General features: G+C 73.0%; 20 protein-coding genes. 12 read left to right on the top strand and 8 right to left on the bottom strand.

Annotated elements, in window-relative coordinates; all coding sequences use genetic code 11:
* Nucleotides 1-841 precede the first annotated feature (841 nt).
* The gene (locus J3486_RS21980; protein ID WP_207822734.1) at nucleotides 842-1,771 is read right to left on the bottom strand and encodes a Ppx/GppA phosphatase family protein; all 930 of its coding nucleotides are present in this window, start codon (nucleotides 1,769-1,771) and stop codon (nucleotides 842-844) included.
* An 80-nt stretch (nucleotides 1,772-1,851) separates the two neighbouring features.
* Here J3486_RS21980 and J3486_RS21975 point away from each other — a divergent pair, with 80 nt between their 5' ends.
* A complete protein-coding gene (locus J3486_RS21975) occupies nucleotides 1,852-2,706 on the top strand; it encodes a hypothetical protein (RefSeq protein ID WP_207822731.1) in 855 nt (284 codons plus the stop codon).
* A 17-nt stretch (nucleotides 2,707-2,723) separates the two neighbouring features.
* On the opposite strand, the gene J3486_RS21970 is transcribed toward J3486_RS21975, so the two are convergent.
* Complete coding sequence (locus tag J3486_RS21970) at nucleotides 2,724-4,457, bottom strand: hypothetical protein (protein WP_229378353.1); 1,734 nt, start codon at nucleotides 4,455-4,457, stop codon at nucleotides 2,724-2,726.
* A gap of 234 nt (nucleotides 4,458-4,691) precedes the next feature.
* Here J3486_RS21970 and radA point away from each other — a divergent pair, with 234 nt between their 5' ends.
* Together radA and disA are read left to right on the top strand one after the other, a co-directional pair.
* Entirely contained in the window at nucleotides 4,692-6,101 is a 1,410-nt protein-coding gene (gene radA / locus J3486_RS21965; protein ID WP_207822728.1) for a DNA repair protein RadA, read from the top strand.
* Nucleotides 6,102-6,225: 124 nt separating this feature from the next.
* Nucleotides 6,226-7,350: a DNA integrity scanning diadenylate cyclase DisA gene (gene disA / locus J3486_RS21960; protein ID WP_207822726.1), complete on the top strand. Its 1,125-nt coding sequence runs from the start codon at nucleotides 6,226-6,228 to the stop codon at nucleotides 7,348-7,350.
* Nucleotides 7,351-7,387: 37 nt separating this feature from the next.
* Here the strand turns inward: disA and J3486_RS21955 are convergent, their stop codons facing one another.
* Entirely contained in the window at nucleotides 7,388-8,206 is an 819-nt protein-coding gene (locus J3486_RS21955) for a hypothetical protein (protein WP_207822723.1), read from the bottom strand.
* A gap of 199 nt (nucleotides 8,207-8,405) precedes the next feature.
* Between J3486_RS21955 and J3486_RS21950 the strand changes: the two genes are divergently transcribed.
* Nucleotides 8,406-9,062 carry a phosphatase PAP2 family protein gene (locus J3486_RS21950; RefSeq protein ID WP_207822721.1) on the top strand — a complete coding sequence of 219 codons (657 nt, stop codon included), beginning with the start codon at nucleotides 8,406-8,408 and terminating at the stop codon, nucleotides 9,060-9,062.
* A 60-nt stretch (nucleotides 9,063-9,122) separates the two neighbouring features.
* Here J3486_RS21950 and J3486_RS21945 read toward each other — a convergent pair whose 3' ends face one another.
* A complete protein-coding gene (locus J3486_RS21945; protein WP_207822719.1) occupies nucleotides 9,123-9,800 on the bottom strand; it encodes a response regulator transcription factor in 678 nt (225 codons plus the stop codon).
* Entirely contained in the window at nucleotides 9,788-11,383 is a 1,596-nt protein-coding gene (locus J3486_RS21940) for a sensor histidine kinase (protein ID WP_207822717.1), read from the bottom strand. Before J3486_RS21940 ends, J3486_RS21945 begins: the two co-directional genes overlap by 13 nt.
* 460 nt (nucleotides 11,384-11,843) lie before the next feature.
* Between J3486_RS21940 and J3486_RS21935 the strand changes: the two genes are divergently transcribed.
* From J3486_RS21935 to cseC, 5 genes are all read left to right on the top strand, one after another.
* Complete coding sequence (locus tag J3486_RS21935; protein WP_229378352.1) at nucleotides 11,844-12,758, top strand: A/G-specific adenine glycosylase; 915 nt, start codon at nucleotides 11,844-11,846, stop codon at nucleotides 12,756-12,758.
* Nucleotides 12,759-13,002: 244 nt separating this feature from the next.
* Nucleotides 13,003-13,557, top strand: coding sequence for a SigE family RNA polymerase sigma factor (locus J3486_RS21930; RefSeq protein WP_374194755.1), 555 nt, complete (start codon nucleotides 13,003-13,005; stop codon nucleotides 13,555-13,557).
* A gap of 35 nt (nucleotides 13,558-13,592) precedes the next feature.
* Nucleotides 13,593-14,279: a hypothetical protein gene (locus tag J3486_RS21925; RefSeq protein WP_229378351.1), complete on the top strand. Its 687-nt coding sequence runs from the start codon at nucleotides 13,593-13,595 to the stop codon at nucleotides 14,277-14,279.
* Between the two features lie 36 nt (nucleotides 14,280-14,315).
* A complete protein-coding gene (gene cseB / locus J3486_RS21920) occupies nucleotides 14,316-15,050 on the top strand; it encodes a two-component system response regulator CseB (RefSeq protein WP_207822713.1) in 735 nt (244 codons plus the stop codon).
* A gap of 13 nt (nucleotides 15,051-15,063) precedes the next feature.
* Nucleotides 15,064-16,446, top strand: a complete 1,383-nt coding sequence (cseC, locus tag J3486_RS21915) for a two-component system sensor histidine kinase CseC (protein WP_229378350.1) — start codon at nucleotides 15,064-15,066, stop codon at nucleotides 16,444-16,446.
* A gap of 12 nt (nucleotides 16,447-16,458) precedes the next feature.
* Here the strand turns inward: cseC and J3486_RS21910 are convergent, their stop codons facing one another.
* Nucleotides 16,459-17,040, bottom strand: coding sequence for a TetR/AcrR family transcriptional regulator (locus J3486_RS21910; RefSeq protein ID WP_207822711.1), 582 nt, complete (start codon nucleotides 17,038-17,040; stop codon nucleotides 16,459-16,461).
* A gap of 251 nt (nucleotides 17,041-17,291) precedes the next feature.
* Between J3486_RS21910 and J3486_RS21905 the strand changes: the two genes are divergently transcribed.
* Nucleotides 17,292-18,035 carry an SDR family oxidoreductase gene (locus tag J3486_RS21905; protein ID WP_207822710.1) on the top strand — a complete coding sequence of 248 codons (744 nt, stop codon included), beginning with the start codon at nucleotides 17,292-17,294 and terminating at the stop codon, nucleotides 18,033-18,035.
* A gap of 30 nt (nucleotides 18,036-18,065) precedes the next feature.
* On the top strand, nucleotides 18,066-19,229 hold the full coding sequence (locus J3486_RS21900) for a low temperature requirement protein A (protein WP_207822708.1): 1,164 nt from the start codon (nucleotides 18,066-18,068) through the stop codon (nucleotides 19,227-19,229).
* A 180-nt stretch (nucleotides 19,230-19,409) separates the two neighbouring features.
* Here J3486_RS21900 and J3486_RS21895 read toward each other — a convergent pair whose 3' ends face one another.
* Nucleotides 19,410-20,996 (bottom strand): MDR family MFS transporter, encoded by a 1,587-nt coding sequence (locus tag J3486_RS21895; protein ID WP_207822705.1) that lies wholly within the window; start codon nucleotides 20,994-20,996, stop codon nucleotides 19,410-19,412.
* A 155-nt stretch (nucleotides 20,997-21,151) separates the two neighbouring features.
* On the opposite strand from J3486_RS21895, the gene J3486_RS21890 reads away from it, so the two are divergent.
* Nucleotides 21,152-21,739: a TetR/AcrR family transcriptional regulator gene (locus tag J3486_RS21890; protein WP_207822704.1), complete on the top strand. Its 588-nt coding sequence runs from the start codon at nucleotides 21,152-21,154 to the stop codon at nucleotides 21,737-21,739.
* 19 nt (nucleotides 21,740-21,758) lie between these two features.
* Here the strand turns inward: J3486_RS21890 and J3486_RS21885 are convergent, their stop codons facing one another.
* Nucleotides 21,759-22,409 (bottom strand): M23 family metallopeptidase, encoded by a 651-nt coding sequence (locus J3486_RS21885; RefSeq protein WP_207822701.1) that lies wholly within the window; start codon nucleotides 22,407-22,409, stop codon nucleotides 21,759-21,761.
* Nucleotides 22,410-22,597: the final 188 nt, after the last annotated feature.

Genomic DNA, 22,597 nt, shown 5'->3' with positions numbered 1-22,597 from the left:
CGGGGAGCCGGTGCCTGGGCGGGCGGCGCCCTTGGCTGGAAGGGGGCGCTTGGGAGTGACGGGGGCGCCGTGGCTCCGCCGGGGCGGGGGGCTCGGCCGGGGGGGGGGGCTCCGCCGGGGCCGGATGCGTGTTCGCTCGGGGCCTTGGTGGGGGCTGGGCCTTTGCCGGGGCCGGATGCGGGCTCCCCCGGAGCCGTGGCGGGGGCCGGGCCTTCGCCGGGGCCGGATGATGGGCGTTCGCTCGGGGCCGTGGCGGGGGCCGGGCCTTCGCCGGAGCCGGATGCGGGCTCCCCCGGAGCCGTGGCGGGGGCTCGGCCGGGGCCGGATGTGTGTTCGCTCGGAGCCGTGGCGGGGGCCGGGCCATTACCGCGACCAGAAGCGGGCTCTCCCGGAGCCGTGGCGCGGGCCGGGCCTTCACCGCGACCGGCGGATGCGGGCCCCCTCAAACCCGCGGTCCAGGCCGGACCTTCACCGCGACCAGAAGCGGGCTCGCCCGGAGCCGTGGCGCAGGCCAGGCCTTCACCGCGACCAGAAGCGGGCCCCCGGGCCTTGCCTGGGCCGCCGGATGTGGGCTCGGCCCGCGCCGTAGTTGCGGGGCCGGACCGGGGCGGGCCCGCGGATGTGGGCTCGGCCCGCGCCGTAGTTGCGGGGCGGGACCGGGGCGGGCGCCGGATGTGGGCTCGGCCCGCGCCGTAGTTGCGGGGCGGGACCGGGGCGGGACCGCGGCTGTGGGCTCGGCCCGCGCCGGGGTGCCGCCTTGCCCGTCCGCCCTGCCACCCTTGGCGGCAGATTGCCCGAGGCGGGGTCGGCCGGAGGGTTTCCCGCGGCCCGTAGGCCCCCGCTACGTCGGCAAGTGGTCCAGTCTGCGGAGGATGACACCCTCCCTCAGGGCCCACGGGCAGATTTCCAGGGTTTCCACGCCGAAGAGGTCCATCGTCCCCTCCGCCACCAGCGCCCCCGCGAGGAGCTGGCCCGCGCGGCCCTCCGAGACGCCAGGGAGTTCCGAGCGCTCGCTCTCCGTCATCGCGGCCAGGCGCGGCACCCAGTCCTCCAGGGACTTGCGCTTCAACTCCCGCTGGACGTAGAGGCCTTCCGTCGAGCGCGCCGCCCCCGCGAGGCGGGCGAGCTGCTTGAAGGTCTTTGATGTCGCCACCACGTGGTCCGGTGCGCCGAACCGGCTGAACTCCCCCACCGTCCGCGCGATCTGCGCCCGCACATGCCGCCGCAGCGCCTTCACGTCCGCCGGGTCGGCCGGGTCGCCGGGCAGCCACGCGGCCGTGAGGCGTCCGGCGCCGAGCGGCAGCGAGACCGCGGCGTCCGGCTCCTCGTCGATCCCGTACGCGATCTCCAGGGAGCCGCCGCCGATGTCGAGGACCAGGAGCTTGCCCGCCGACCAGCCGAACCAGCGCCGGGCCGCGAGGAACGTGAGGCGGGCCTCCTCCTCGCCGCTGAGCACCCGCAGCTCGACGCCGGTGGCGTCCTTGACGCGGGCGAGCACCTCGTCCGCGTTGGTCGCCTCCCGCACCGCGGACGTCGCGAACGGCAGCAGGTCCTCCACGCCCTTGTCCTCGGCCGCCTCCAGGGCGCCTCTGACCGTGCCGACCAGACGCTCGACGCCGTCGGGGCCGATCGCCCCGCGCTCGTCGAGGAGTTGGGCGAGCCGCAGCTCAGCCTTGTGCGAGTGGGCGGGCAGCGGGCGGGCGCCCGGGTGCGCGTCCACCACGAGCAGATGGACCGTATTAGAACCCACGTCGAGGACACCGAGTCTCATGTACGGAACGCTACTGCGCCCACGCAAACCCTTGCCGGGCGACGGCAGGCCCAGGCCCCCGGCACGCTTACTCTGGAGGTGTGCCAAAGACGAAAAAGGCCAAGGCCGACAAGAGTGGTAAGAGCGACAAGAAGACCAAGTCGGCCAAGCAGCAGGGCCAGGACCTGAAGCGGGACGAGAAGGCCATCGACTTCCCGCGCGCCTGGGTCGAGTTCCCTGATCCGGCCGATGACGAGCAGGTCTTCCGTTGTGATCTGACATGGCTGACCTCTCGTTGGACGTGCATCTTCGGGAGCGGTTGCCAGGGCATCCAGGCGGGGCGCGCGGACGACGGCTGCTGCACGCTGGGCGCACACTTCTCGGACGAGGACGACGAGAAGCGCGTGGCGGAGCACGTGGCGCGGCTCACGCCCGACATCTGGCAGCACCACGACGTCGGTACGCAGACGGGCTGGGTGTCGAAGGACGAGGACGGCGAGCGGCAGACCCGGCCCTACAACGGCTCGTGCATCTTCCAGAACCGGCCCGGCTTCCAGGGCGGCGCGGGCTGCTCGCTGCACATCCTGGCGATCAAGGAGGGGCGCGAGCCCCTGGAGACGAAGCCGGACGTCTGCTGGCAGCTGCCGATCCGGCGGACGTACGAGTGGATCGACCGGCCCGACGACACGCGCGTGCTCCAGGTCTCGATCGGTGAGTACGACCGGCGCGGCTGGGGCCCCGGCGGCCACGACCTGCACTGGTGGTGCACGTCGGCGACCTCGGCGCACGGCGCGGGCGACCCGGTCTACGTCTCGTACCGGCCGGAGCTGACCGAGCTGATGGGCAAGGCCGGCTACGAGAAGCTGGTCGAGCTGTGCGAGGAGCGCCTCGCCGCCCTGCCCAAGGGGCTGCCGCTCGTCGCCCCGCATCCGGCGGACCCGGTCGACCCGGCCTAGCACGCGCGCTCCGGGGCTCAGGGGGCCTGCGTCGGCGACGTGGAGTCCCCCGGGTCCCCCGTGCCCTGGCTCGCCGTGTCGGACGGGGTCGGCTCGGGCTCGGACGTCGCCGGGTCGCTGGGCGTCGGCGTGGGGTCCGGGTCGGACGTCGCCGGATCGCTGGGTGTGGGCGTGGGGTCGGGGCCCGGGTCCGAGGTGCCCGGGTCGCCGGGGGTCGGGTCGCCGCCCGGGTCCCCCGAACCGCCGTCCCCCGGTGTCCAGCCGCCCGAACTGCCGTGTCCCTCCAGGGAGATGAACGCCCCGGACGGATCGATGGCGATGCGCGCGGTCCAGTGCCCCGACGGTTCGCGGTCGTGGTCGACGTACACCCGGATCGTGGCCGACTCGCCGGGCCGCAGCGTGCCGGAGGTCTGGCTCAGCCAGAGCCAGCCCGCACCCGTGGACGCGGACCAGTGCACGGCCGAACTCCCGGACGCCGTCAGCGTGATGAGGGTGGCGCCGCCGCTGGGCCGGGCCGCCACGGTGAGCCGGCCGGGGCCCGAACTCGCGCGCGTGGGCGGCGAGATCACCTCCACGGAGACGTCCGGTGCGCGGCTGCCCGCGGTGAAGCGCGGGTCGGGGGTGGTGCTGGCGTTGCCCGCGTTCTCGTAGCCGTATCCGTCGCCCACGCGCTCGCCCGCCAGGCCGGCCGCGCCGCCCGACTCGCTCGCGCTCACGGAGCGGCCGTCGGCGCCCTCGCCGGTCAGCGGCGCGCCCCGGTAGGCCGCCCAGAGGGCGAGGACGGGGGCGGCCACCACGGTGGCGACGACTGTCGTCGTGACGGCACGCGCGCGGAGCCGGTCGCGGCGGGCCGCGCGGTCCTTGGGGTCCATCGGGAAGCCGCGCCGGTCGAAGCGCGGAGCCCTGAAGTGCGCGGGGCGCGGGGCGTGCATCGCCGCGGACAGGGCGGCGCGGGGGGCTTCGACGAGCGGCAGCGCGGCGGGCGTGATCGAGGTGCCGGGCCAGGCGCCGGGGGCGGCGCGCTCGGCGGTGCGGCGGCAGCGCGGGCAGTCGTCGACGTGCCGGACCAGTTCACGGCGCAGGGCGGCGGACAGCAGCAGCTGGTTGTCGCCGGTCAGGCGGTTCACGCTCGGGCAGGTGCCGGTCTCGACGACGGCGAGAGCGGCGCGGGTGCGCTCGACCTCGCAGGCGGCGGAGGAGAGCAGCTCGCGGGTGGCGGCGGGCTCGGTGCCCAGCACGGCGGCGACCTCGGCGGCGGACAGCTGGTGGCGCACCGCGAGCTCCAGCGCCTCGCGCTGCTCGGGGCTGGTGCCGGCCGCCTCGGGCCAGGCCAGCACCGCGAGTTGGCGCCTGCGCTCTTCCTGGAGGAGGGGCCCCGGCTGCTCCTCCTCCTGGTGCGGTTGCGCCGCGCCCGCCGCGTGCGAGCCCTGCCTGCGCCGTTTGGCCTCGGCCAGTCGGCGCAGGCAGGACCAGCGCGCGAGCGCGTACAGCCAGGCCCTGCGGTCGCCGTCGGCTTCGGGGGCGCGGGTGCCGCGCCGCTCGGCGAGCGCGAGGGCGTCGCCGAGGGCCGCGGTCGCCTCGTCGTGGTCGCACAGCACGGAGAGGCAGTAGGTGAACAGGCCGTCCAGACAGGGCTCGTAGCGCGCGGGCGGGCGCTGCGAGGCGGCGCGTGGCACCGGTCGCTTCGCCCCGGCGCGGTGCGCCCGGTGTGCGCCGGTGGTGTGCGTGGGGGTCTCCGGCCTGCTGCTCATCACCCGTGCGACCGTAGGCGGCGGGTCGGGCCCCTTCCGCCCCCTTGGGCACATTTAATCCTTACGGGTGAAACGATCCCTCAAAAGAGGACAGGAACGGTGGATTCCGCGCCGATGCCGTGGCCAGCACGGTCACGCGGGGCGACCGGGCCCGCCCGGGGCGGCCCGGGGCGGCACGGGCCGGCACGGGCGGCCGCGGCCCGATTGTCAGTGGCGCCGGTTACGGTTTCGTCCATGGCTGCCCGTACCAAATCGTCGAAGGACCGTCCGTCGTACCGCTGCACCGAGTGCGGCTGGCAGACGGCCAAGTGGCTGGGCCGGTGCGCCGAGTGCCAGGCCTGGGGGACGATCGAGGAGTACGGCGCCCCCGCGGTGCGCACGACGGCCCCCGGCCGCGTCACGACGTCCGCGGTGCCCATCGGCCAGGTGGACGGCAGACAGGCCACGGCCCGCACCACCGGCGTGCCCGAGCTGGACCGGGTACTCGGCGGCGGTCTGGTGCCCGGCGCGGTGGTGCTGCTCGCGGGCGAGCCCGGCGTCGGCAAGTCCACGCTGCTGCTCGACGTCGCCGCGAAGTCGGCGAGCGAGGAGCACAAGACGCTGTACGTCACAGGCGAGGAGTCCGCGTCCCAGGTGCGGCTGCGCGCGGACCGCATCCACGCCATCGACGACCACCTGTACCTCGCGGCCGAGACCGATCTGTCCGCCGTCCTCGGCCACTTGGACGCGGTGAAGCCGTCGCTGCTGATCATGGACTCCGTGCAGACGGTGGCCTCGCCGGAGATCGACGGGGCGCCGGGCGGCATGGCCCAGGTCCGCGAGGTCGCCGGCGCCCTGATCCGCGCCTCCAAGGAGCGCGGCATGTCCACGCTCCTGGTCGGCCACGTCACCAAGGAGGGCGCCATCGCGGGCCCGCGCCTCCTGGAGCACCTGGTCGACGTGGTGCTCAACTTCGAGGGCGACCGGCACGCGCGCCTGCGCCTGGTCCGCGGCGTGAAGAACCGGTACGGGACGACGGACGAGGTCGGCTGCTTCGAGCTGCACGACGAGGGCATCACGGGTCTCGCCGACCCCAGCGGCCTGTTCCTGACCCGGCGTGACGAGCCGGTCCCCGGCACCTGTCTGACGGTCACCCTGGAGGGCCGCCGCCCCCTGGTCGCCGAGGTGCAGGCGCTCACCGTCGACTCCCAGATCCCCTCCCCCCGGCGCACGACATCGGGCCTGGAGACCTCCCGCGTCTCGATGATGCTGGCGGTGCTCGAACAGCGGGGCAGGATCAGCGCCTTGGGCAAAAGGGACATCTACTCCGCGACGGTCGGCGGCGTGAAGCTCTCCGAGCCCGCGGCCGACCTCGCCATCGCGCTCGCCCTGGCCTCCGCCGCGAGCGACACCCCGCTGCCCAAGAACCTGGTGGCGATCGGAGAAGTGGGCCTGGCGGGCGAGGTCAGACGGGTCACGGGCGTGCAGCGCCGGCTCGCGGAGGCGCACCGGCTCGGCTTCACACACGCCCTCGTACCGGGCGATCCGGGCAAGGTCCCGCCCGGTATGAAGGTCCTGGAAGTCGCCGATATAGGGGACGCTCTGCGGGTGCTGCCGAGGGGCCGTCAGCGAGAGGCCCCACGGGAGACGGAGGACCGCCGGTAGACTTTGCCCTGGTCTCGCCCGTGCGTACGAACGCGTATCCCACGTGCCGCACGTGTCGGTCGAAGGCGCAGAGCCTCAGCATCCTCCTGGGGCATCCCAAAAGCCTGCGATCCGGAGGAGTGCAGTGGCAGCCAACGACCGGGCGGCAGCTCCCGGCAAATCCGCCGGGAGTTCCGGTGCGGACGGTCTGATGCGCGCCTCACTGAGCGCGGTGGCGCCCGGTACGGCCCTGCGCGACGGCCTGGAGCGCATCCTCCGTGGCAACACGGGAGGACTCATCGTCCTCGGCTCCGACAAGACGGTCGAGTCGATGTGCACCGGCGGATTCGTCCTCGACGTGGAGTTCAGCGCCACGCGCCTGCGCGAGCTGTGCAAGCTCGACGGCGGCATCGTGGTCTCCTCGGACCTCAGCAAGATCCTGCGGGCCGGCGTCCAGCTGGTGCCGGACCCGACGATCCCCACGGAGGAGACGGGCACCCGGCACCGCACGGCGGACCGGGTCAGCAAGCAGGTCAACTTCCCCGTCGTCTCCGTCTCGCAGTCGATGCGGCTGATCGCCCTGTACGTGGACGGACAGCGCCGCGTCCTGGAGGACTCGGCGGCGATCCTGTCCCGCGCCAACCAGGCCCTGGCGACCCTGGAGCGCTACAAGCTCCGGCTCGACGAGGTCGCGGGCACGCTCTCCGCCCTGGAGATCGAGGACCTGGTCACCGTCCGGGACGTCACGGCGGTCGCCCAGCGCCTGGAGATGGTGCGCCGTATCGCCACCGAAATCGCCGAGTACGTCGTCGAGTTGGGCACCGACGGACGGCTCCTGGCCCTCCAGCTCGACGAGCTGATCGCGGGCGTCGAGCCCGAGCGCGAGCTCGTCGTACGGGACTACGTGCCCGAGCCGACCGCCAAGCGCTCCCGCACGGTCGACGAGGCGATGTCCGAGCTGGACTCCCTGCACCAGGGCGAGCTGCTCGAACTGCCGATCGTGGCGCGGGCGTTGGGCTACACCGGATCGCCCGAGTCGCTGGACTCGGCGGTCTCGCCGCGCGGCTTCCGGCTGCTCGCGAAGGTGCCGCGGCTTCCCGGCGCCATCATCGACCGGCTCGTGGAGCACTTCGGCGGGCTGCAGAAGCTGCTCGCGGCCAGCGTGGACGACCTGCAGACGGTGGACGGGGTCGGCGAGGCACGGGCCCGCAGCGTGCGCGAGGGCCTGTCACGGCTCGCCGAGTCGTCGATCCTGGAGCGCTACGTCTGACGGCCCCTCCGCGGGAGGGGCCGCACCGTCTCGTGCGTCAGTCGGCCTTGAGGACGAACGACGTCGGCGTCGCATCCGACAGCTGGGACGCCTTGGCCTCCACCAGATACGTACCCGCCGTCGCCGAACCGGCCGACGGCGTCGCGCACTGCGGGGCGCTCGGGCGGCGGTCCCAGGTCAGCGTGTGCGTGACCTTGCCGCCCGCGGGGACGCGCAGCAGCAGCGCGCCGGAGCCCGCCGGGCAGTCCTTCGACGACCAGAACTCCTTGTCGCCGTCCGCCTTGGTGATCGTCACGACCGCCGTGCGCGGGCCGAGGTCGACCTTGCAGGACTTGTCGGTGGAGTTCTTGGCGGTCAGCTCGATCTTCGGCTTCTCGCCGGGCGCGTAGGAGTTGTGGAGGCTGCGCACCGACAGCGTCACGCCGCCCGCCGTGCAGTCGGGCAGGCTGGAACCGGCCGGGACCTGGTCGCCCGACGACGTGCCGCCGCTGCCGCCGCCGTCCGCGCCGTCGCCGCCCGCCGAGTCGTCCGAGCCGCCGGAGCCCTCGGAACCACCCGAACCGGAGTCGCCCGAGCCGTCCCCCGACCCGTCGCCCGAGCCCGAACCGCCCGATGTGTCACGTCCGCCGGGGTGTTCGCTGATCGCGGGGCCCGTGCCGGAAGGTCCGGGCGTGATGGACTGCGTCGGGTGCTTGCCGTTCGCACCCCCGGCGCCGTTGTTCCCGCCCCCGCCGCCCGAGGTGACGATCCATACGATCAGCAGCGCGAGGAGCGCCACAACGGACGCCAGAACAACCCTCCGGCGCCAGTAGATGGAGGAGGGAAGCGGCCCGATCGGATTGCGCAGAGATCCCACGGCTCAAACCTTACGAGAGATCGGGCCGTTGTCCGGTGTCCACCCGCCGCACCGCACGGCAAGTTTTCCGGATCATCATCACGCCCCACGTCGCAAAGGCCGTACAAGGGCCCACACGCGACCCCTGACGATCGTCAGGTGCGGGCCGCGACCATCGCGGGATGTGGCCCGCCCCGGGTATTGCGTACTGTCCGTCACCATGGGAACCATTGACTCCGATCTCTATCGCGACATCCTTCAGTTCGGCCACGACACTCCTTCGTGGTTCCAGCACCTCATGGAGGTGTGGACCGAACTGGGGCTGCTGGTGTTCGCCGTGCTCTTCGTCGTCGCCTGGTGGCGGGCGCGGCGCGGTGACCCCCGGGCCTTCGCCGTCGCGGTGCTCGCTCCGCTCGCCACGGCCGTGGCCTACGTGTGCAGCGAGCTGGTCAAGTCGGGGATCGACGAGGACCGGCCGTGCAGGGCCGTGAGCGGGGCGATGGCGCCGCTGATCGACTGCCCCGCGTACGGGGACTGGTCGTTCCCGTCCAACCACTCCACGATCGCCGCCGCGGCAGCCGTGGGGCTCGCGCTCGCCTGGCCGAAGATCGGCTGGCTGACGATCCCGATGGCGTTTCTGATGGGGTTCTCGCGGGTCTTCGTGGGCGTGCACTACCCGCACGACGTACTGGCCGGCTTCGCGCTCGGCACGCTGGTCGCCTTCCTCGTCGTCCGCCTGTGCACGCGTCCGGGGACACGGCTGACCGAGACGATGCGCGGATCGGGGAACGGGCTCGCGCGCTGGTTCGCCGGACCGGGTCCCGCCGGTGCCGGGGCGTCCGGCGGGGCGCCGCGGCGCGGGGCGCACCGCCGCTGACTCCAGGAGCTCACGTACGACGAGCGGGCCCTGACGTGGCGTCACTTCTGATGAGTGGCGTCATGTCAGCAGGCCCGCTTCGTACGCCACGATCGCCGCCTGGACACGGTTCTTGACCTCCAGGCGGTCCAGGACCGCGCTGACGTACGCCTTCACGGTCCCTTCCACCAGGTGCAGGCGCTGGGCGATCTCCGGATTCGACAGGCCCGCGCCGACCAGGCCGAGGACCTCGCGCTCGCGCGGGGTGAGCGCCGCCACCCGCTGCCGGGCGGACGCCTCGCGGGCCAGCCGGCCGCCGCCCAGGCCGTCGATGACGTGCCGGGCCACCTTCGGCGACAGGAACGCGGCGCCGTCCGCCACCGCCCGCACCCCCGCCATCAGCTCGTGCGGGTCGCCGGACTTCAGCAGGAAGCCGGTGGCGCCGCCGCCGAGGGCCCGGGCCACGTACGCGTCCTCGGAGAACGTCGTCAGCATCGCGACGGCCGTGCCGGGCACCGTCGCCGTGATCTCCTCCGCCGCCGCCAGGCCGTCCAGGCGGGGCATGCGGATGTCGAGCAGGGCCACGTCCGGGCGGTGCGCCCGGGCGAGGGCGACCGCCTCACGGCCGTCGGCGGCCTCCGCGACGACCTCGAAGCCGGCGCCCGCCGCGAGGATCGCGCCGACCCCGGCCCGGATCATCGCCTCGTCGTCGGCGAGCAGTACGCGGATGGCCGCGCCCTGCGGGTTCAGCGCGCCCATTCGCGCTCCTCCTCCTGCACTTGTTCGGCGGTGCCCGCGCGCGGGATCACGGCCTTGTCGACCAGCTCGTGGTTCCCGCCGTCCGTGAAGCAGAGCCTGAAGTGCTGGACCGGCACGAACAGTTCACCACTCGCCCGGTAGTAGCGGCACTCCGCGTGCGCGGGCGGCGCGGTGGGGGCGCGGTCGGCGGGCGGGTCGGTGATCTCGCGCTCGGGCAGCACGGACGCGGCGTCGGCCAGGGGGGTGCCGACGCGCAGCTGTGCGTACGCCCGCGGGGTGAGGACGGCGTGCGTCTTGCTGTACGCGTACCAGGTGAACGCCCCGCCGATCAGTACGGTTCCCGCGGCCGCCGCGACGCCGAACGCCAGGCCCACGCGGCGCCGGGCGGTGCGGCGGGCCCGGGCGAACTCCTCGGTGCGGCGGGGCGGGCGGGTGGCCGGCGCGGCGCCGGGGGCACCGGGGGCTCCCGGGGCGGGGATCCGGGCCGTGACCCGGAAGCCGCCTTCGTGCGGGCCCGCGTCGAAGTCGCCGCCGAGCGCGGTGATCCGGGCGCGCAGGCCGAGCAGCCCGGTGCCGGTGCCGCCGGCGGTCGGGGTGCGGTCCGGGCGGGCGTTGGTGACGGTGACGACGGTGGCCGTCGCCTCCTGTCGCGCCGCCACGGTGACGGGGGCGTCCGGCGCGTACTTGGCGGCGTTGGTGAGGGCTTCCTGGACGACGCGGTGGGCGGTGCGGTCGGTGACGGTGGCCGCCGTGCTCAGGAGGCGGACCGGGAGGCCCGAGTCCGCCGCCCGCTCGACGAGGTCCGCCACGGTCTCGCCGGGCGGGGCGAGCGGCGCGGGCTCGTCGTCCTCCTCGCGCAGCAGGCCGATGATGCCGTGCAGCCGGTCGGTGGCGTCGGAGGCGGCGGCGCGCAGTTCGGCGGCGGCCGTGCGGTGTTCGTCGGCGAGGCCCGGGGTGACCTGGAGGGCGCCTGCGCGCAGCGCGATCAGGCTCAGCTCGTGGCCGAGGGAGTCGTGCATGTCCTGCGCGATCCGGGCCCGTTCGCGCAGGCGGGCGCGGTCCGCGACGATCAGGTGCTCGCGCTCCAGCTGCGCGGCTCGGGCCCAGCCGGCCGCGGTCAGCTCGCCGCGCTGGCGCCAGTACCGGCCCGCGAGCCACGGGAACACGGCACCGAACAGCAGCGTCCCCATCAGCACCAGCCACTCCGCCGCGGGGTCCACCTGACGCAGCGCGATCTTGCCGGTGCCGAGGGCGGCGAGCACGGCGAAGGCGGTCAGCGCGGGGCGCACGGCGGCCGACCTGACGCCCATCAAGTAGGCGAAGACGGCGAGCGCGCAACCGTAGGAGAGCGTGAACAGGGACGAGGCGACGGCGATGCCCGGCGCCGCGGCGACCAGGAACGCCGCGGCGGGCAGCCTTCGGTGCAGCGCCGTGGCGGCGCCGAGCACCGCGAGGCCGGCCAGCTCCTGGCGGACGCTCGCGGGCTCGCTCAGCCGCAGTCGCTCCACGGCGAGCACCGGCAGCACCAGGACCGCCCAGAGCGACAGGTCCGCGATGAGGGCGGTTCGGCGTCGGGGATTCACTCCATCGACGGTACAAGCGCCGGGTCCGCCGGCACCTCTGCCGATCGTCAGGGGCCGGGCCGGCACGACTGGCGGTGGCCGTGCGCCGGTGCGGCTCCGCCGCGTGGGCGCGACCGGCGGGCGGGGCGCGGGGCGGCATCGCTGTGCGGCTCCCGCGTGGGCGCGACCGGCGGTGGTCGTGCCCCGTCAGGGGCGCGGGGAACTGCGCGACCAGCCCCCACCGGAGCCGCACCCGGCAACACCGCGACCGGGACCGAGCTGGACGCCGCTGGGAACGCTCACCCCGCGCCGGGGTGCCGCCTTGCCCACCCTGCCGCCCATGGCGGCAGATTGCCCAAGGCGGCCGTGGCGGGCGGCACGCGGCGGATGGCCCGGGGTCGCGCGGCGACACGGCTCCGCGCCCCCATCCGGGGCGCCCGCACCCACCCCGGGCCTCCCCCATGGCAGGATCGGGAGTGCCATGACTGCGCCCACGAAGACCCCCGAGAACGCACCCGCCGAGCGGACCGATCTTCACGAACCCGTCATCGACTGGTTCTCCGAACACGCCCGTGACCTGCCCTGGCGCCGCCCCGAGGCAGGCCCGTGGGGCGTGATGGTCAGCGAGTTCATGCTGCAGCAGACCCCGGTGAACCGGGTCCTGCCCGTCTACGAGCAGTGGCTCGCGCGCTGGCCCCGGCCCGCCGACCTGGCCCAGGAGGCCCCCGGCGAAGCCGTCCGCGCCTGGGGTCGGCTCGGCTACCCGCGGCGCGCGCTGCGCCTGCACGGCGCGGCCGTCGCCATAACGGAGCGGCACGGCGGCGACGTACCGACGGGCCACGCCCAGTTGCTCGCGCTGCCGGGCATCGGGGAGTACACGGCCGCGGCCGTCGCCTCGTTCGCGTACGGGCAGCGGCACGCGGTGCTCGACACGAACGTACGGCGGGTCTTCGCGCGCGCCGTGACCGGCGTGCAGTACCCGCCGAACGCCACCACCGCCGCCGAGCGGAAGCTGGCCCGCGCGCTGCTGCCGGACGAGGACGGGACCGCCGCGAAGTGGGCCGCCGCGTCCATGGAGTTGGGCGCCCTGGTGTGCACCGCCAAGGGCGAGGAGTGCCACCGCTGCCCGATCGCCGCGATGTGCGCGTGGCGGCTCGCGGGGAAGCCCGCGCACGAGGGCCCGCCGCGCCGCGGACAGACGTACGCCGGTACGGACCGCCAGGTGCGCGGCAAGCTGCTCGCCGTGTTGCGGGAGGCCATCGCTCCGGTTCCGCAGGCCGCGCTCGACCGGGTCTGGGACGAGCCGGTGCAGCGGGCCAGGGCGCTGGACGGCCTGGTCAGTGACGGTCTGGTGGAGCCGCTCGCGGGCGGTCTGTACCGGCTGCCGATGAGCTGATCCGGTTCCGGGCCCGGCCCGGAACCGCCCCTGGACCACCCCGGGGCCGCCCCTGGGCCGTCACGAAATCCTCAGGCGATCCTCGGGGCCGTTACACAACCGACGGACAGCCGTGCGTTCCCCGAAGGCTGGAACGGACAGTGCCGTGACAACGCCTCCGTAGCTTCTTCCTCACCACCGCACACGACCAGTGCGGACACGGGGAGCAAGTGGGAACGGGAGGCGGTTCGTCATGGCGCAGGGTATGACGCACGGCGGTGAGGTGCTCGAGTTCGAGGAGTACGTCAGGACGCGGCAGGACGCTCTGCTGCGCAGCGCCCGGCGCCTGGTGCCGGACCCCGTCGACGCCCAGGACCTGCTCCAGACGGCTCTCGTGCGGACGTACGGCCGCTGGGAGGGCATAGCCGACAAGCGCCTGGCCGACGCCTATCTGCGTCGCGTCATGATCAACACGCGGACCGAGTGGTGGCGGGCCAGGAAGCTGGAGGAGGTCCCGACCGAGCAGCTTCCGGAGTCGTCGGTGGACGACTCCACCGAACAGCATGCGGACCGGGCCCTGTTGATGGACGTCATGAAGGTGCTGGCTCCGAAGCAGCGCAGCGTCGTGGTGCTGCGACACTGGGAGCAGATGTCCACAGAGGAGACGGCCGCCGCACTCGGAATGTCGGCCGGAACCGTGAAGAGCACCCTGCACCGGGCTCTGGCCCGGCTCCGCGAAGAGCTGGAGAACCGGGACCGTGAGGAACTGGTGGCGGGCGCGCTCGACCGTCGTGAGGAGCGGGAGCGTTGCGCGGCCTAGGCATACGTGCCTCTGGGATCAGGCTCCGTGGAGCCTTGACGAAGACCCTGCGCAGAGCGCGGCGGGTGGTGAAGGCGGGGAGTTCGGTGATCGCCGGGCTCGCCGCCGTCGGGCTTTTCGCCGGGGCGCTCGCGGCCTGCTCGGCGGGCGGCACCGGTACCCGTGACGAGGGGCCCGCCCGTACCGACCCGGTCGGCTCGACCGCGCCGGCCGCCACCGTGAGCCCGGCCCCGGACAGCGCCTCGGCGTCCGCGGCGCCCTCCCCGTCCCCCACTTCGGTGAACGGGGTGCGCCTGGTGAAGGCCGACCCGAAGGTCAGCGCCGACATCAAGCGGGACCTCAAGCCGTGCGTCGCCAAGGAGTACCCGGTGGACGTGAGCTACGGGAACCTGACGGGCGGATCCTCGGACGACATCGTGGTCAACGTGATGACCTGCGGCGACGCCGTCGGCATCGGTACGTACGTGTACCGCGACGAGAACGGCACGTACAAGAATGTCTTCCAGGCCGAGGAACCCCCGGTGTACGCGGAGATCGACCGGGGTGATCTCGTAGTCACCAAGCAGGTGTACGAGAAGGGCGACTCGGTCGCGTCACCGTCGGGCGAGGAGATACTCACGTACCACTGGAGTGGCGGCCGCTTCACCGAGGTGGAGCGCACGCACAACGACTACAGCCACGCGGTGGACGGGCCGTCACCGTCCCCGTCGGGGGACGGCTGACCACCGACCCCCGGGAACGGAATGGGAGAGCACCACATGGGTGAGCGCAAGGGCGAGCAGACCCACGTCCTGTTCGTCGAGGACGACGACGTCATCCGCGAGGCCACCCAGCTCGCCCTGGAGCGCGACGGCTTCGTGGTCACCGCCATGCCGGACGGGCTCAAGGGCCTGGAGGCGTTCCGGGCCGACCGGCCGGACATCGCGCTGCTCGACGTGATGGTGCCGGGGCTCGACGGGGTCTCGCTGTGCCGCCGGATCCGTGACGAGTCGACCGTCCCGGTGATCATGCTCTCCGCGCGCGCGGACTCCATCGACGTCGTGCTCGGCCTGGAGGCCGGGGCCGACGACTACGTGACCAAGCCGTTCGACGGGGCCGTGCTCGTGGCCCGGATCCGGGCCGTGCTGCGCCGCTTCGGGCACGCGGGCGGTCCGGCGGCGGGCGGCGCGGGCGCCGTCTCCGCCGAGGAGCCGGGCGCCGGTTCCTCCGGCGTCCTGCGCTTCGGCGACCTGGAGATCGACACGGAGGGCATGGAGGTGACCAAGGGCGGCGACCCGGTGGCGCTGACGCCCACCGAGATGCGGCTGCTCCTGGAGTTCTCCTCGACGCCCGGCACGGTCCTCTCCCGCGACAAGCTCCTGGAGCGCGTGTGGGACTACGGCTGGGGCGGGGACACCCGCGTCGTCGACGTCCATGTGCAGCGGCTGCGTACCAAGATCGGCCAGGACCGGATCGAGACGGTCCGCGGCTTCGGCTACAAACTGAAGGCCTGATGGGACAGGGGATATGAGGGGGCCCGCCGAGACGGCCGGGACCGCGCGGCTGCGGCATCTGCTGCCGCGGCGGCTGCGGCGCAGTCTGCGCAGCGGGGTGCGCTGGAAGATCAGCGTGGCCATCGCGCTGGTCGGCGCGCTCGTCGCGATCGCGCTCAGCCTGGTCGTGCACAACGCGGCACGGGTCTCGATGCTGGACAACGCCCGGGACGTGCAGGACGAGCGGATCCAGTTCGTGCAGCGCCAGTACGAGGCGCGCGGCGGCAATCTGCCGATCGGCTTCAAGGTGAACGATCCGACGCTCCCCGCCGAGCTGCGCGCCAGGGTGCTCGACGGCCGGCGCGCCACCTTCGTGTCCGAGCCGTCCGGCGGCGTGCCCGACATCTGGGCCGCGGTGCCGCTGCCGAACGGCGACATCCTCTCGGTGCACACCCGGTTCACCGACCGCAGCGCGACCGTGATGAAGGACCTCGACCAGGCGCTGATCATCGGCTCCATCGCGGTCGTCTTCGGCGGCAGCGCGCTCGGTGTGCTCATCGGCGGCCAGCTCTCGCGGCGGCTGCGCAAGGCGGCCGCGGCGGCCCGCGAGGTCGCCCAGGGGAAGACGGACGTCCGGGTCCGGGACGCCATCGGCGGGGTCGTGCGGGACGAGACCGACGATCTGGCGCAGGCCGTCGACGCGATGGCCGACGCGCTCAAGCAGCGCCTGGAGGCCGAGCGCCGGGTGACCGCGGACATCGCGCACGAGCTGCGCACCCCGGTCACTGGGCTGCTCACCGCCGCCGAGCTGCTGCCGCCGGGGCGCCCCAGCGAGCTGGTCAAGGACCGGGCGCAGGCGATGCGCACGCTCGTCGAGGACGTCCTCGAAGTGGCCCGGCTCGACAGCGCGGCGGAGCGGGCCGAGCTGCAGGACATCATGCTGGGCGAGTTCGTGGAGCGCCGGATCGCGGCCAAGGCGTCCGAGGGCGTCACGGTGCAGGTCATCCACGAGTCCGAGGTGACCACGGACCCGCGCCGCCTGGAGCGCATCCTGTTCAACCTGCTGGCCAACGCGGCGAAGCACGCCCGCCCGCCCATCGAGGTCAGCGTCGAGGGCCGGGTGATCCGGGTCCGCGACCACGGGCCCGGGTTCCCGGAGGATCTTCTGGAGGAGGGCCCGAGCCGGTTCCGCACCGGCGCGGCAGACCGCGCGGGCCACGGCCACGGCCTCGGTCTGACGATCGCGGCCGGGCAGGCCCAGGTGCTCGGCGCCCGGCTCACGTTCCGCAACGTACGCCCGCCGGGTGCGGAGCCCGGTACGCCGGCGGAGGGCGCGGTGGCGGTGCTGTGGCTGCCCGAGCACGCGCCGACGAACACCGGGAGCTTCCCGATGGTGCGGCTGCCCGGCCTCAAGTAAGCCCCGGGGAGATCAACTCACCTGCCTGATCAGGGAGTCGGCCAGCCGCACCGCTTCCACCTCGCCCAGCGGGGCGTGCCCGAGCAGGAAGCGGTACCAGAAAACCCCGTAGACCTGATCCACCATCAGGTCGATGTCGCTGTCCCGCGGCAGCTCACCGCGCTCGCGCCCGCGCTCCAAGACCTCGCGCAGGGCGGCCCGTCTGGCGCCCGTGAACTCCCGCATCAGATCGGCGAGATGCGGGTCGTGCGCGGCCTCCCGTACGAGGGTGCGCAGGGCCGGGGCGACCGGGCTGCGCTGCGCCCCGGCGAACGTCGCGGCGACCACCGCCCGCAGGTCGTCGCGGAGCGCGCCCGCCGCGGGCACGGGCACGTCCGTCTCGGCCCGCTCGGTGAGCGCGTCGAGGAGCACTGCCCCCTTCGACGGCCACCACCGGTACAGCGTCTGCTTGCCGACGCCGGCCTCCTTGGCGATGGCGTCCACGCTCACCGCCGCCCCGTCCGCGTCCGCGAGCAGCCGCAGGGCGGCGTCGAGGACGGCGCGGCGCGCCTCCTCGTTGCGGCGGCGGCCGGTGTGGGCCCGCTCAGAGTTCATTCCACTCTCCCTTCCTGCTTGCCGATTCCTACGGGGTCCTACCGGGTCCTACCGGGCCCCCACTTGACGAGACTACCGGTCTCGGCAACACTCATCTTATCGAGACCATCAGTCTCGGCAAAGAACCAGAGCACGTCAGCGCACGTCAGAGCAGGTCAAAGCACGTCAGAGCACGTCAGAGCACGTCAGAGCACGTCAGAAAACATCAGGGAACGTCAGGGCACGTCAAGGAACACGAGGACAGGGTCACCATGACTGCTGCAACACCCTTCGGCACACCCACCCACACCGTCGTCATGGGCGGCAGCTCCGGCATCGGCGAGGCCACCGCCGCACTGTTCGCCGCGCAGGGCGCCGAGGTCACCATCACCGGCCGCGACCGGGCGAAGCTCGACGAGGCGGCCGCCCGGATCGGCGGCAAGACCACCCCGTACCGGATGGACGCCACCGACCAGGCCGACATCGACGCCTTCTTCGCCGGCACCGCACCTGTGGACCACCTCGTGATCGCGGTCAGCGGCGCGGCGGGCGCGGGACCGTTCGCCGAGCTGGACCTCGCCGACCTGGCGCACGGCTTCGACGCCAAGTTCTGGCCCCAACTGCGCATCCTGAAGGCGGCGTTGCCGCACCTGACCGAGCGCGCCTCGGTCACCCTGATCACCGCGGCCTCGGCCCGGTCCGCCTTCCCCGGCACCGCGGGTCTGGCCGCGATCAACGGCGCCCTGGAGGCGATGATCCCGCCGCTCGCCGTCGAGCTGGCCCCGCGCCGGATCAACGCGGTCTCGCCCGGCGTCATCGACACCCCGTGGTGGCACCGGGTTCCGGCCGAGCAGCGCAAGGAGCTCTTCGACGGACTGGCCGCGACCACCCCGGTGGGCCGCGTCGGCAGCCCCGGGGAGGTGGCGCAGGCCATCAACTCCCTTGCCGTGAACGGCTTCATCACGGGTGTGGTGCTGGACTGCACCGGCGGGGCGAACCTGCCGACCGGCCGCTGAACCGGCACCGTACGGGTTAGCCTCACGCCCATGACAGCGACCGAGCCCGAGGTCCAACAGGCGCCCGTCCTGGCGGAGTTGCCGCGCCGCGCCACCTGGTTCGAGCTCTTCGGCGACCTGGTGTTCGTGGCCGCGGTCGGCCAGGCCACCCACCGCATCGGCGGGCACCCGGGCGCCGCCGCGGTGGCCGCCGCCGCGGCGCTGTTCGTCCCGCTGTGGTGGACGTGGGTGCTGTACACGGTCCGGGCCAACCGCGCCGACCGTGACGAGACCGGCCAGCGGCTGATCGCCACGGCGGGGCTCGCCGCCGTGGCCGGGATGGCGGTCTACCTCGGCGGCGTCGGCCACGGCCGCGGCGCGGACACCGGTTTCGTCGTCTCGTACCTGTGCGCACGGGCCGGGGTCGCCGCGCTCTACGTCTGGGACCTGCGCCGCGAGCCGCGGCTGCGCCGCATCGTGACGTCGTACGTGACCGGGTCCTCGCTCACCGCGGCGATCTGGCTGACGTCGACCCTCGCGCTCGACCCGCCCGCCCGGTACGTCGGCTGGGGCGCCGCGATGGCCCTGGAGCTGGCGCTGCCGCTGCTCGCGGGGCGGCGCCTCTCGGACACCCCGGGCGACGCGGAGCATCTGCGCGAGCGGTTCGGCCTGTTCACCATCATCGTCATCGGCGAGAGCGTGCTCGGCTTCACCAACGGGCTGGTCAAGGCGCACACCGCGAGCGCCGCGGTGCTGCCCGGCGCCGCCGCGTTCGCCCTCTCGGCCGGGCTGTGGTGGTCGTACTTCAGCGCGTCGAGCACCCGCCCCGGCGCCCACGAGGAGCTCGCCCGGGCCGGCCGCCATCTGCACATCTACGTCCTCGGCCATCTGCCGGTCCAGCTGGGCCTGGCCGTCACGGGCGGGGCGGTCGGCGCGGCGGTGGCGACCGGCGAGGGCCACCTGGGCGCGCCCCTGGCCGCCTGCGTCCTGGGCGGCACCGCTCTCTTCCTCACGGCGACGGCCCTGATCAGGGCGTCCTTCACGGGCGTACGGGAATCAGTGGTCGTGGTCCGGCTGCTGACGGCGGCGGCCGTCCTGCTCCTCCTCCCCCTGGCCCCGCACCTGCCGGTGGCGGGAACACTGGCAGCCTCGGCGGCCCTGCTCGCGGCGTCGGTACTGGCGGAGGCGCCCGGCCACAAACGCCGCATGGCCTGAGATGCCGCACCGAAGGTGCGCATCAAGGGGCGCGGGCCCGTATCGATATGCGGCTCCGCCGCGTGGGCGCGCCCAGCCCCCACCGAAGCCGCAGCCAAAAAGAGCGGCCCCCGGCACCCAAGGCACCGAGGACCGCTCGACGAACCACCGCCCAGGACGGGCGGACGAGGCGCAGCCCCGTCAGACCGACTCCACCACAGCCGCATCGCTCTGCGGCGCGGCCTCCGCGTCCTTGGGAGCCGGCGCAGCCCCCCGCAGCGCGACCTCCTTGACGAACACGGCGGCGATCAGCGCGCCCACCGCCACGATCGACCCGAGCAGGAACGCGGCGTGCGTACCGGACGAGACCGCGTACTCGTACGCCTCCCGCACCGGCGCCGGCAGCTTCGCCATGGCGGCGGCGTCCAGCTGCGCCGACTGCTCGGTGGCCTTGCCGCCCAGGGCACCGGCCTTCTCGGCCATGATGTGGGTGACCTTGTTGTTGAACAGCGCGCCCATGATGGCGACACCGAACGACGAGCCGAGCGTGCGGAACAGCGTGGTGGACGAGGACGCGACGCCCATGTCCTTCATCTCGACGCTGTTCTGCGCGACCAGCATGGTGATCTGCATCAGGCAGCCCATACCGGCGCCGAGCACGGCCATGTAGACGCCGGACGTGAACCGCGTCGTGTCGACGTCCATCGTCGACAGCAGGTACAGACCGGCGATCACCAGCACGCTGCCGACCAGCGGGAAGACCTTGTACTTGCCGGTGTTGGTGGTGACCCGGCCCGCGATCAGCGAGACGACCATCATCGACAGCAGCATCGGCAGGAGCAGCAGACCGGAGTTGGTCGCGGACGCGCCCTGCACGGACTGCTGGTACAGCGGCAGGAAGAGCACCGCGCCGAACATCACGAAGCCGGTGAGGAAGCCGATGATCGACATCAGCGTGAAGTTGCGGCTGCGGAAGATGTGCAGCGGGACGATCGGCTCACGGGCCCTGGTCTGCGAGAACACGAATCCGACGAGCGCGGCGACGCCGAGCGCGATCAGCTCCATGATCACGGCGGAGCCCCAGGCGTACTGGCTGCCGCCCCAGGTCGTCACCAGCACGATCGAGGTGATGCCGACGGTGAGCAGCGCGGCGCCGAGATAGTCGATGGACCCGCTGGACCGCTTCTTCGGCAGGTGCAGCACGATGGTGATCATGATCAGCGCGACGGCGCCGATCGGCAGGTTGATGTAGAACGCCCAGCGCCAGCCGAGGTGGTCGGTGATGGTGCCGCCGACCAGCGGGCCGCCGATCATGGCGAGCGCCATGACGCCGGCCATCATGCCCTGGTACTTGCCGCGCTCCCGCGGCGGTATGAGGTCGCCGATGATGGCCATGACGCCGACCATCAGACCGCCGGCGCCCAGACCCTGGACGGCACGGAAGCCGATCAGCTGGTTCATGTCCTGGGCCATGCCGCTGAGCGCGGAGCCGATCAGGAAGATGACGATGGAGGTCAGGAAGGCGCCCTTCCTGCCGTACATGTCGCCGACCTTGCCCCAGATGGGCGTGGAGGCCGCGGTGGCGAGCGTGTACGCGGTGACGACCCAGGACAGATGCGCGAGCCCGCCCAGTTCGCCGACGATCGTGGGCATCGCGGTGCCGACGATCATGTTGTCGAGCATGGCGAGCAGCATGGCGATCATCAGCGCCATCAGCACGACGCGCACGCTGCGCGGCTGGGGCTGCTTCACCTGCTCCCCGCTGGTCGCCTTCGCTGTCTGTGCCATTTCCCCCACGCTCCTACTTACTTGCCGCCCGGCTAGTTCCTACAATGGGACCGTAGGGCGGTAACTAGCCGGGCGTCAAGTAAGTTTTCTTCCAAGGGAACTTCCAAGGGAGCTTCCAAGGGAACTTCCGGGGGAATGCGAGCAAGGGGCACACGATGGTCACGAGCAGCAACAAGCCGCAGCAGCGTCGCGGGGACACCCGTCAGCGCATCCAGGACGTGACCCTCGAACTCATCGCCGAGCAGGGTTACGAGAAGACCTCGCTGCGGGAGATCGCCGAGCGCCTGGGCGTCACGAAGGCCGCGCTCTACTACCACTTCAAGACCAAGGAAGACATCGTCGTCAGCCTCTTCAGCGACCTGATGACACCGATCGACGAGTTGATCACCTGGGCCGGCGAGCAGCCGCACCCCGTCTCCCTGGAGACCAAGCGGGAGATCCTCACCCGCTACGGCAAGGCGCTGACCGGGGCCGCCCCGCTCTTCCGCTTCATGCAGGAGAACCAGGCGCAGATGCGCGAGCTGAGCATCGGCGAGAACTTCAAGGACCGGATGCACGCCCTGCTCCACGAGCTGCTGCCCGAGGAGGTCTCGCTCAGCAACCGCGTGCGCTGCTTCAGCGCTCTGTTCTCCATGCACGCCGGGATGTTCGTCCTCAGAGACGTCGAAGGCGACCTCGAGGAGAAGCGTCTCGCCATCCTCGAGGTCGCCACGGACCTGGTCACCCAGGCCCACGAGGGCTGAGCCCCACCCGGTCACCGGGTCACACGGTCACACCCTGCGAGCGCAGGTAGGAGACGGGGTTCACGGCGGACCCGTAGTTCGGGGTCGTACGGATCTCGAAGTGCAGGTGCGGGCCGCTGGAGTTGCCGGTGTTGCCGGACAGCGCGATGTGCTGGCCCGTGGCCACGGTCTGGCCGACCTGGACGTCGATCCGGGACAGGTGCGCGTACTGGGAGTACGTGCCGTCGCTGTGCTTGATGACGACCGCGTTGCCGTACGCCGGGCCGTCGCCGGCGCCGTTCGGACCGGCCTTGACGACGGTGCCGCCGTGCACGGCCATGACGTTGGTGCCGATCGGCACGGCGAAGTCCTGGCCGGAGTGCTTGCCGGTGGACCACATGCTGCCGCCCTGCGCGTAGCCGGCGGAGAGCGTGTAGTGCGCGACCGGGTCGATCCAGGAGGCGGCCTTCTTGGCGGCGGCCTGCTGCGCGGTGGACGCGGCCTTGGCCTGCGCGGTGGCCTGAGCCTGGACGGACGCGGCGGCCGAGCCCGGCAGAGCGGAGCTCCCCGTGGCGGCGGACGCGGCCCCGGTGCCCAGCATCGCCGTCACGCCGAGACCGGCGGCCACGACGGCGGCACGGCGGCGGGACATCGACGTACCGGAACGGTGGGACTTGGCGCGCTGCGACATGGAGGGGACCTAACTTCGGGGACATGACGGGACCCGGCGCACTTCGCGGTGCCACCGGGTCGGCCATCCCTGTGTAACGCGCTCCCTCGGCCGCGCCCAAAACCCTGATCTACTACGCGCGCTCGTACCGCTGCCACAAAACGTTGATCGCTTGACAGGCGCCGCACCGCGCCCGGGATTCGTCCGAT

The sequence above is a fragment of the Streptomyces sp. VRA16 Mangrove soil genome, from assembly GCF_017377775.1.
In the GTDB taxonomy this organism is placed as follows: Bacteria; Actinomycetota; Actinomycetes; order Streptomycetales; family Streptomycetaceae; genus Streptomyces.
The sequence above is the reverse complement of the archived record's forward strand: the minus strand, read 5'-3'. Positions and strand labels throughout refer to the sequence as shown.

Bases quoted from the DNA above. Each gene is read 5' to 3' on its own strand.
- J3486_RS21900 (WP_207822708.1), top strand. From the start codon at position 18,066: ATGACAGCGACCGAGCCCGAGGTCCAACAGGCGCCCGTCCTGGCGGAG.
- cseC (WP_229378350.1), top strand. From the start codon at position 15,064: ATGAGGGGGCCCGCCGAGACGGCCGGGACCGCGCGGCTGCGGCATCTG.
- J3486_RS21980 (WP_207822734.1), bottom strand. From the start codon at position 1,771: ATGAGACTCGGTGTCCTCGACGTGGGTTCTAATACGGTCCATCTGCTC.
- J3486_RS21935 (WP_229378352.1), top strand. From the start codon at position 11,844: ATGACTGCGCCCACGAAGACCCCCGAGAACGCACCCGCCGAGCGGACC.
- cseB (WP_207822713.1), top strand. From the start codon at position 14,316: ATGGGTGAGCGCAAGGGCGAGCAGACCCACGTCCTGTTCGTCGAGGAC.
- radA (WP_207822728.1), top strand. From the start codon at position 4,692: ATGGCTGCCCGTACCAAATCGTCGAAGGACCGTCCGTCGTACCGCTGC.
- J3486_RS21970 (WP_229378353.1), bottom strand. From the start codon at position 4,457: ATGAGCAGCAGGCCGGAGACCCCCACGCACACCACCGGCGCACACCGG.
- J3486_RS21950 (WP_207822721.1), top strand. From the start codon at position 8,406: ATGGGAACCATTGACTCCGATCTCTATCGCGACATCCTTCAGTTCGGC.
- J3486_RS21910 (WP_207822711.1), bottom strand. From the start codon at position 17,040: ATGAACTCTGAGCGGGCCCACACCGGCCGCCGCCGCAACGAGGAGGCG.
- J3486_RS21885 (WP_207822701.1), bottom strand. From the start codon at position 22,409: ATGTCGCAGCGCGCCAAGTCCCACCGTTCCGGTACGTCGATGTCCCGC.
- J3486_RS21895 (WP_207822705.1), bottom strand. From the start codon at position 20,996: ATGGCACAGACAGCGAAGGCGACCAGCGGGGAGCAGGTGAAGCAGCCC.
- J3486_RS21945 (WP_207822719.1), bottom strand. From the start codon at position 9,800: ATGGGCGCGCTGAACCCGCAGGGCGCGGCCATCCGCGTACTGCTCGCC.
- J3486_RS21905 (WP_207822710.1), top strand. From the start codon at position 17,292: ATGACTGCTGCAACACCCTTCGGCACACCCACCCACACCGTCGTCATG.
- J3486_RS21890 (WP_207822704.1), top strand. From the start codon at position 21,152: ATGGTCACGAGCAGCAACAAGCCGCAGCAGCGTCGCGGGGACACCCGT.
- J3486_RS21930 (WP_374194755.1), top strand. From the start codon at position 13,003: ATGACGCACGGCGGTGAGGTGCTCGAGTTCGAGGAGTACGTCAGGACG.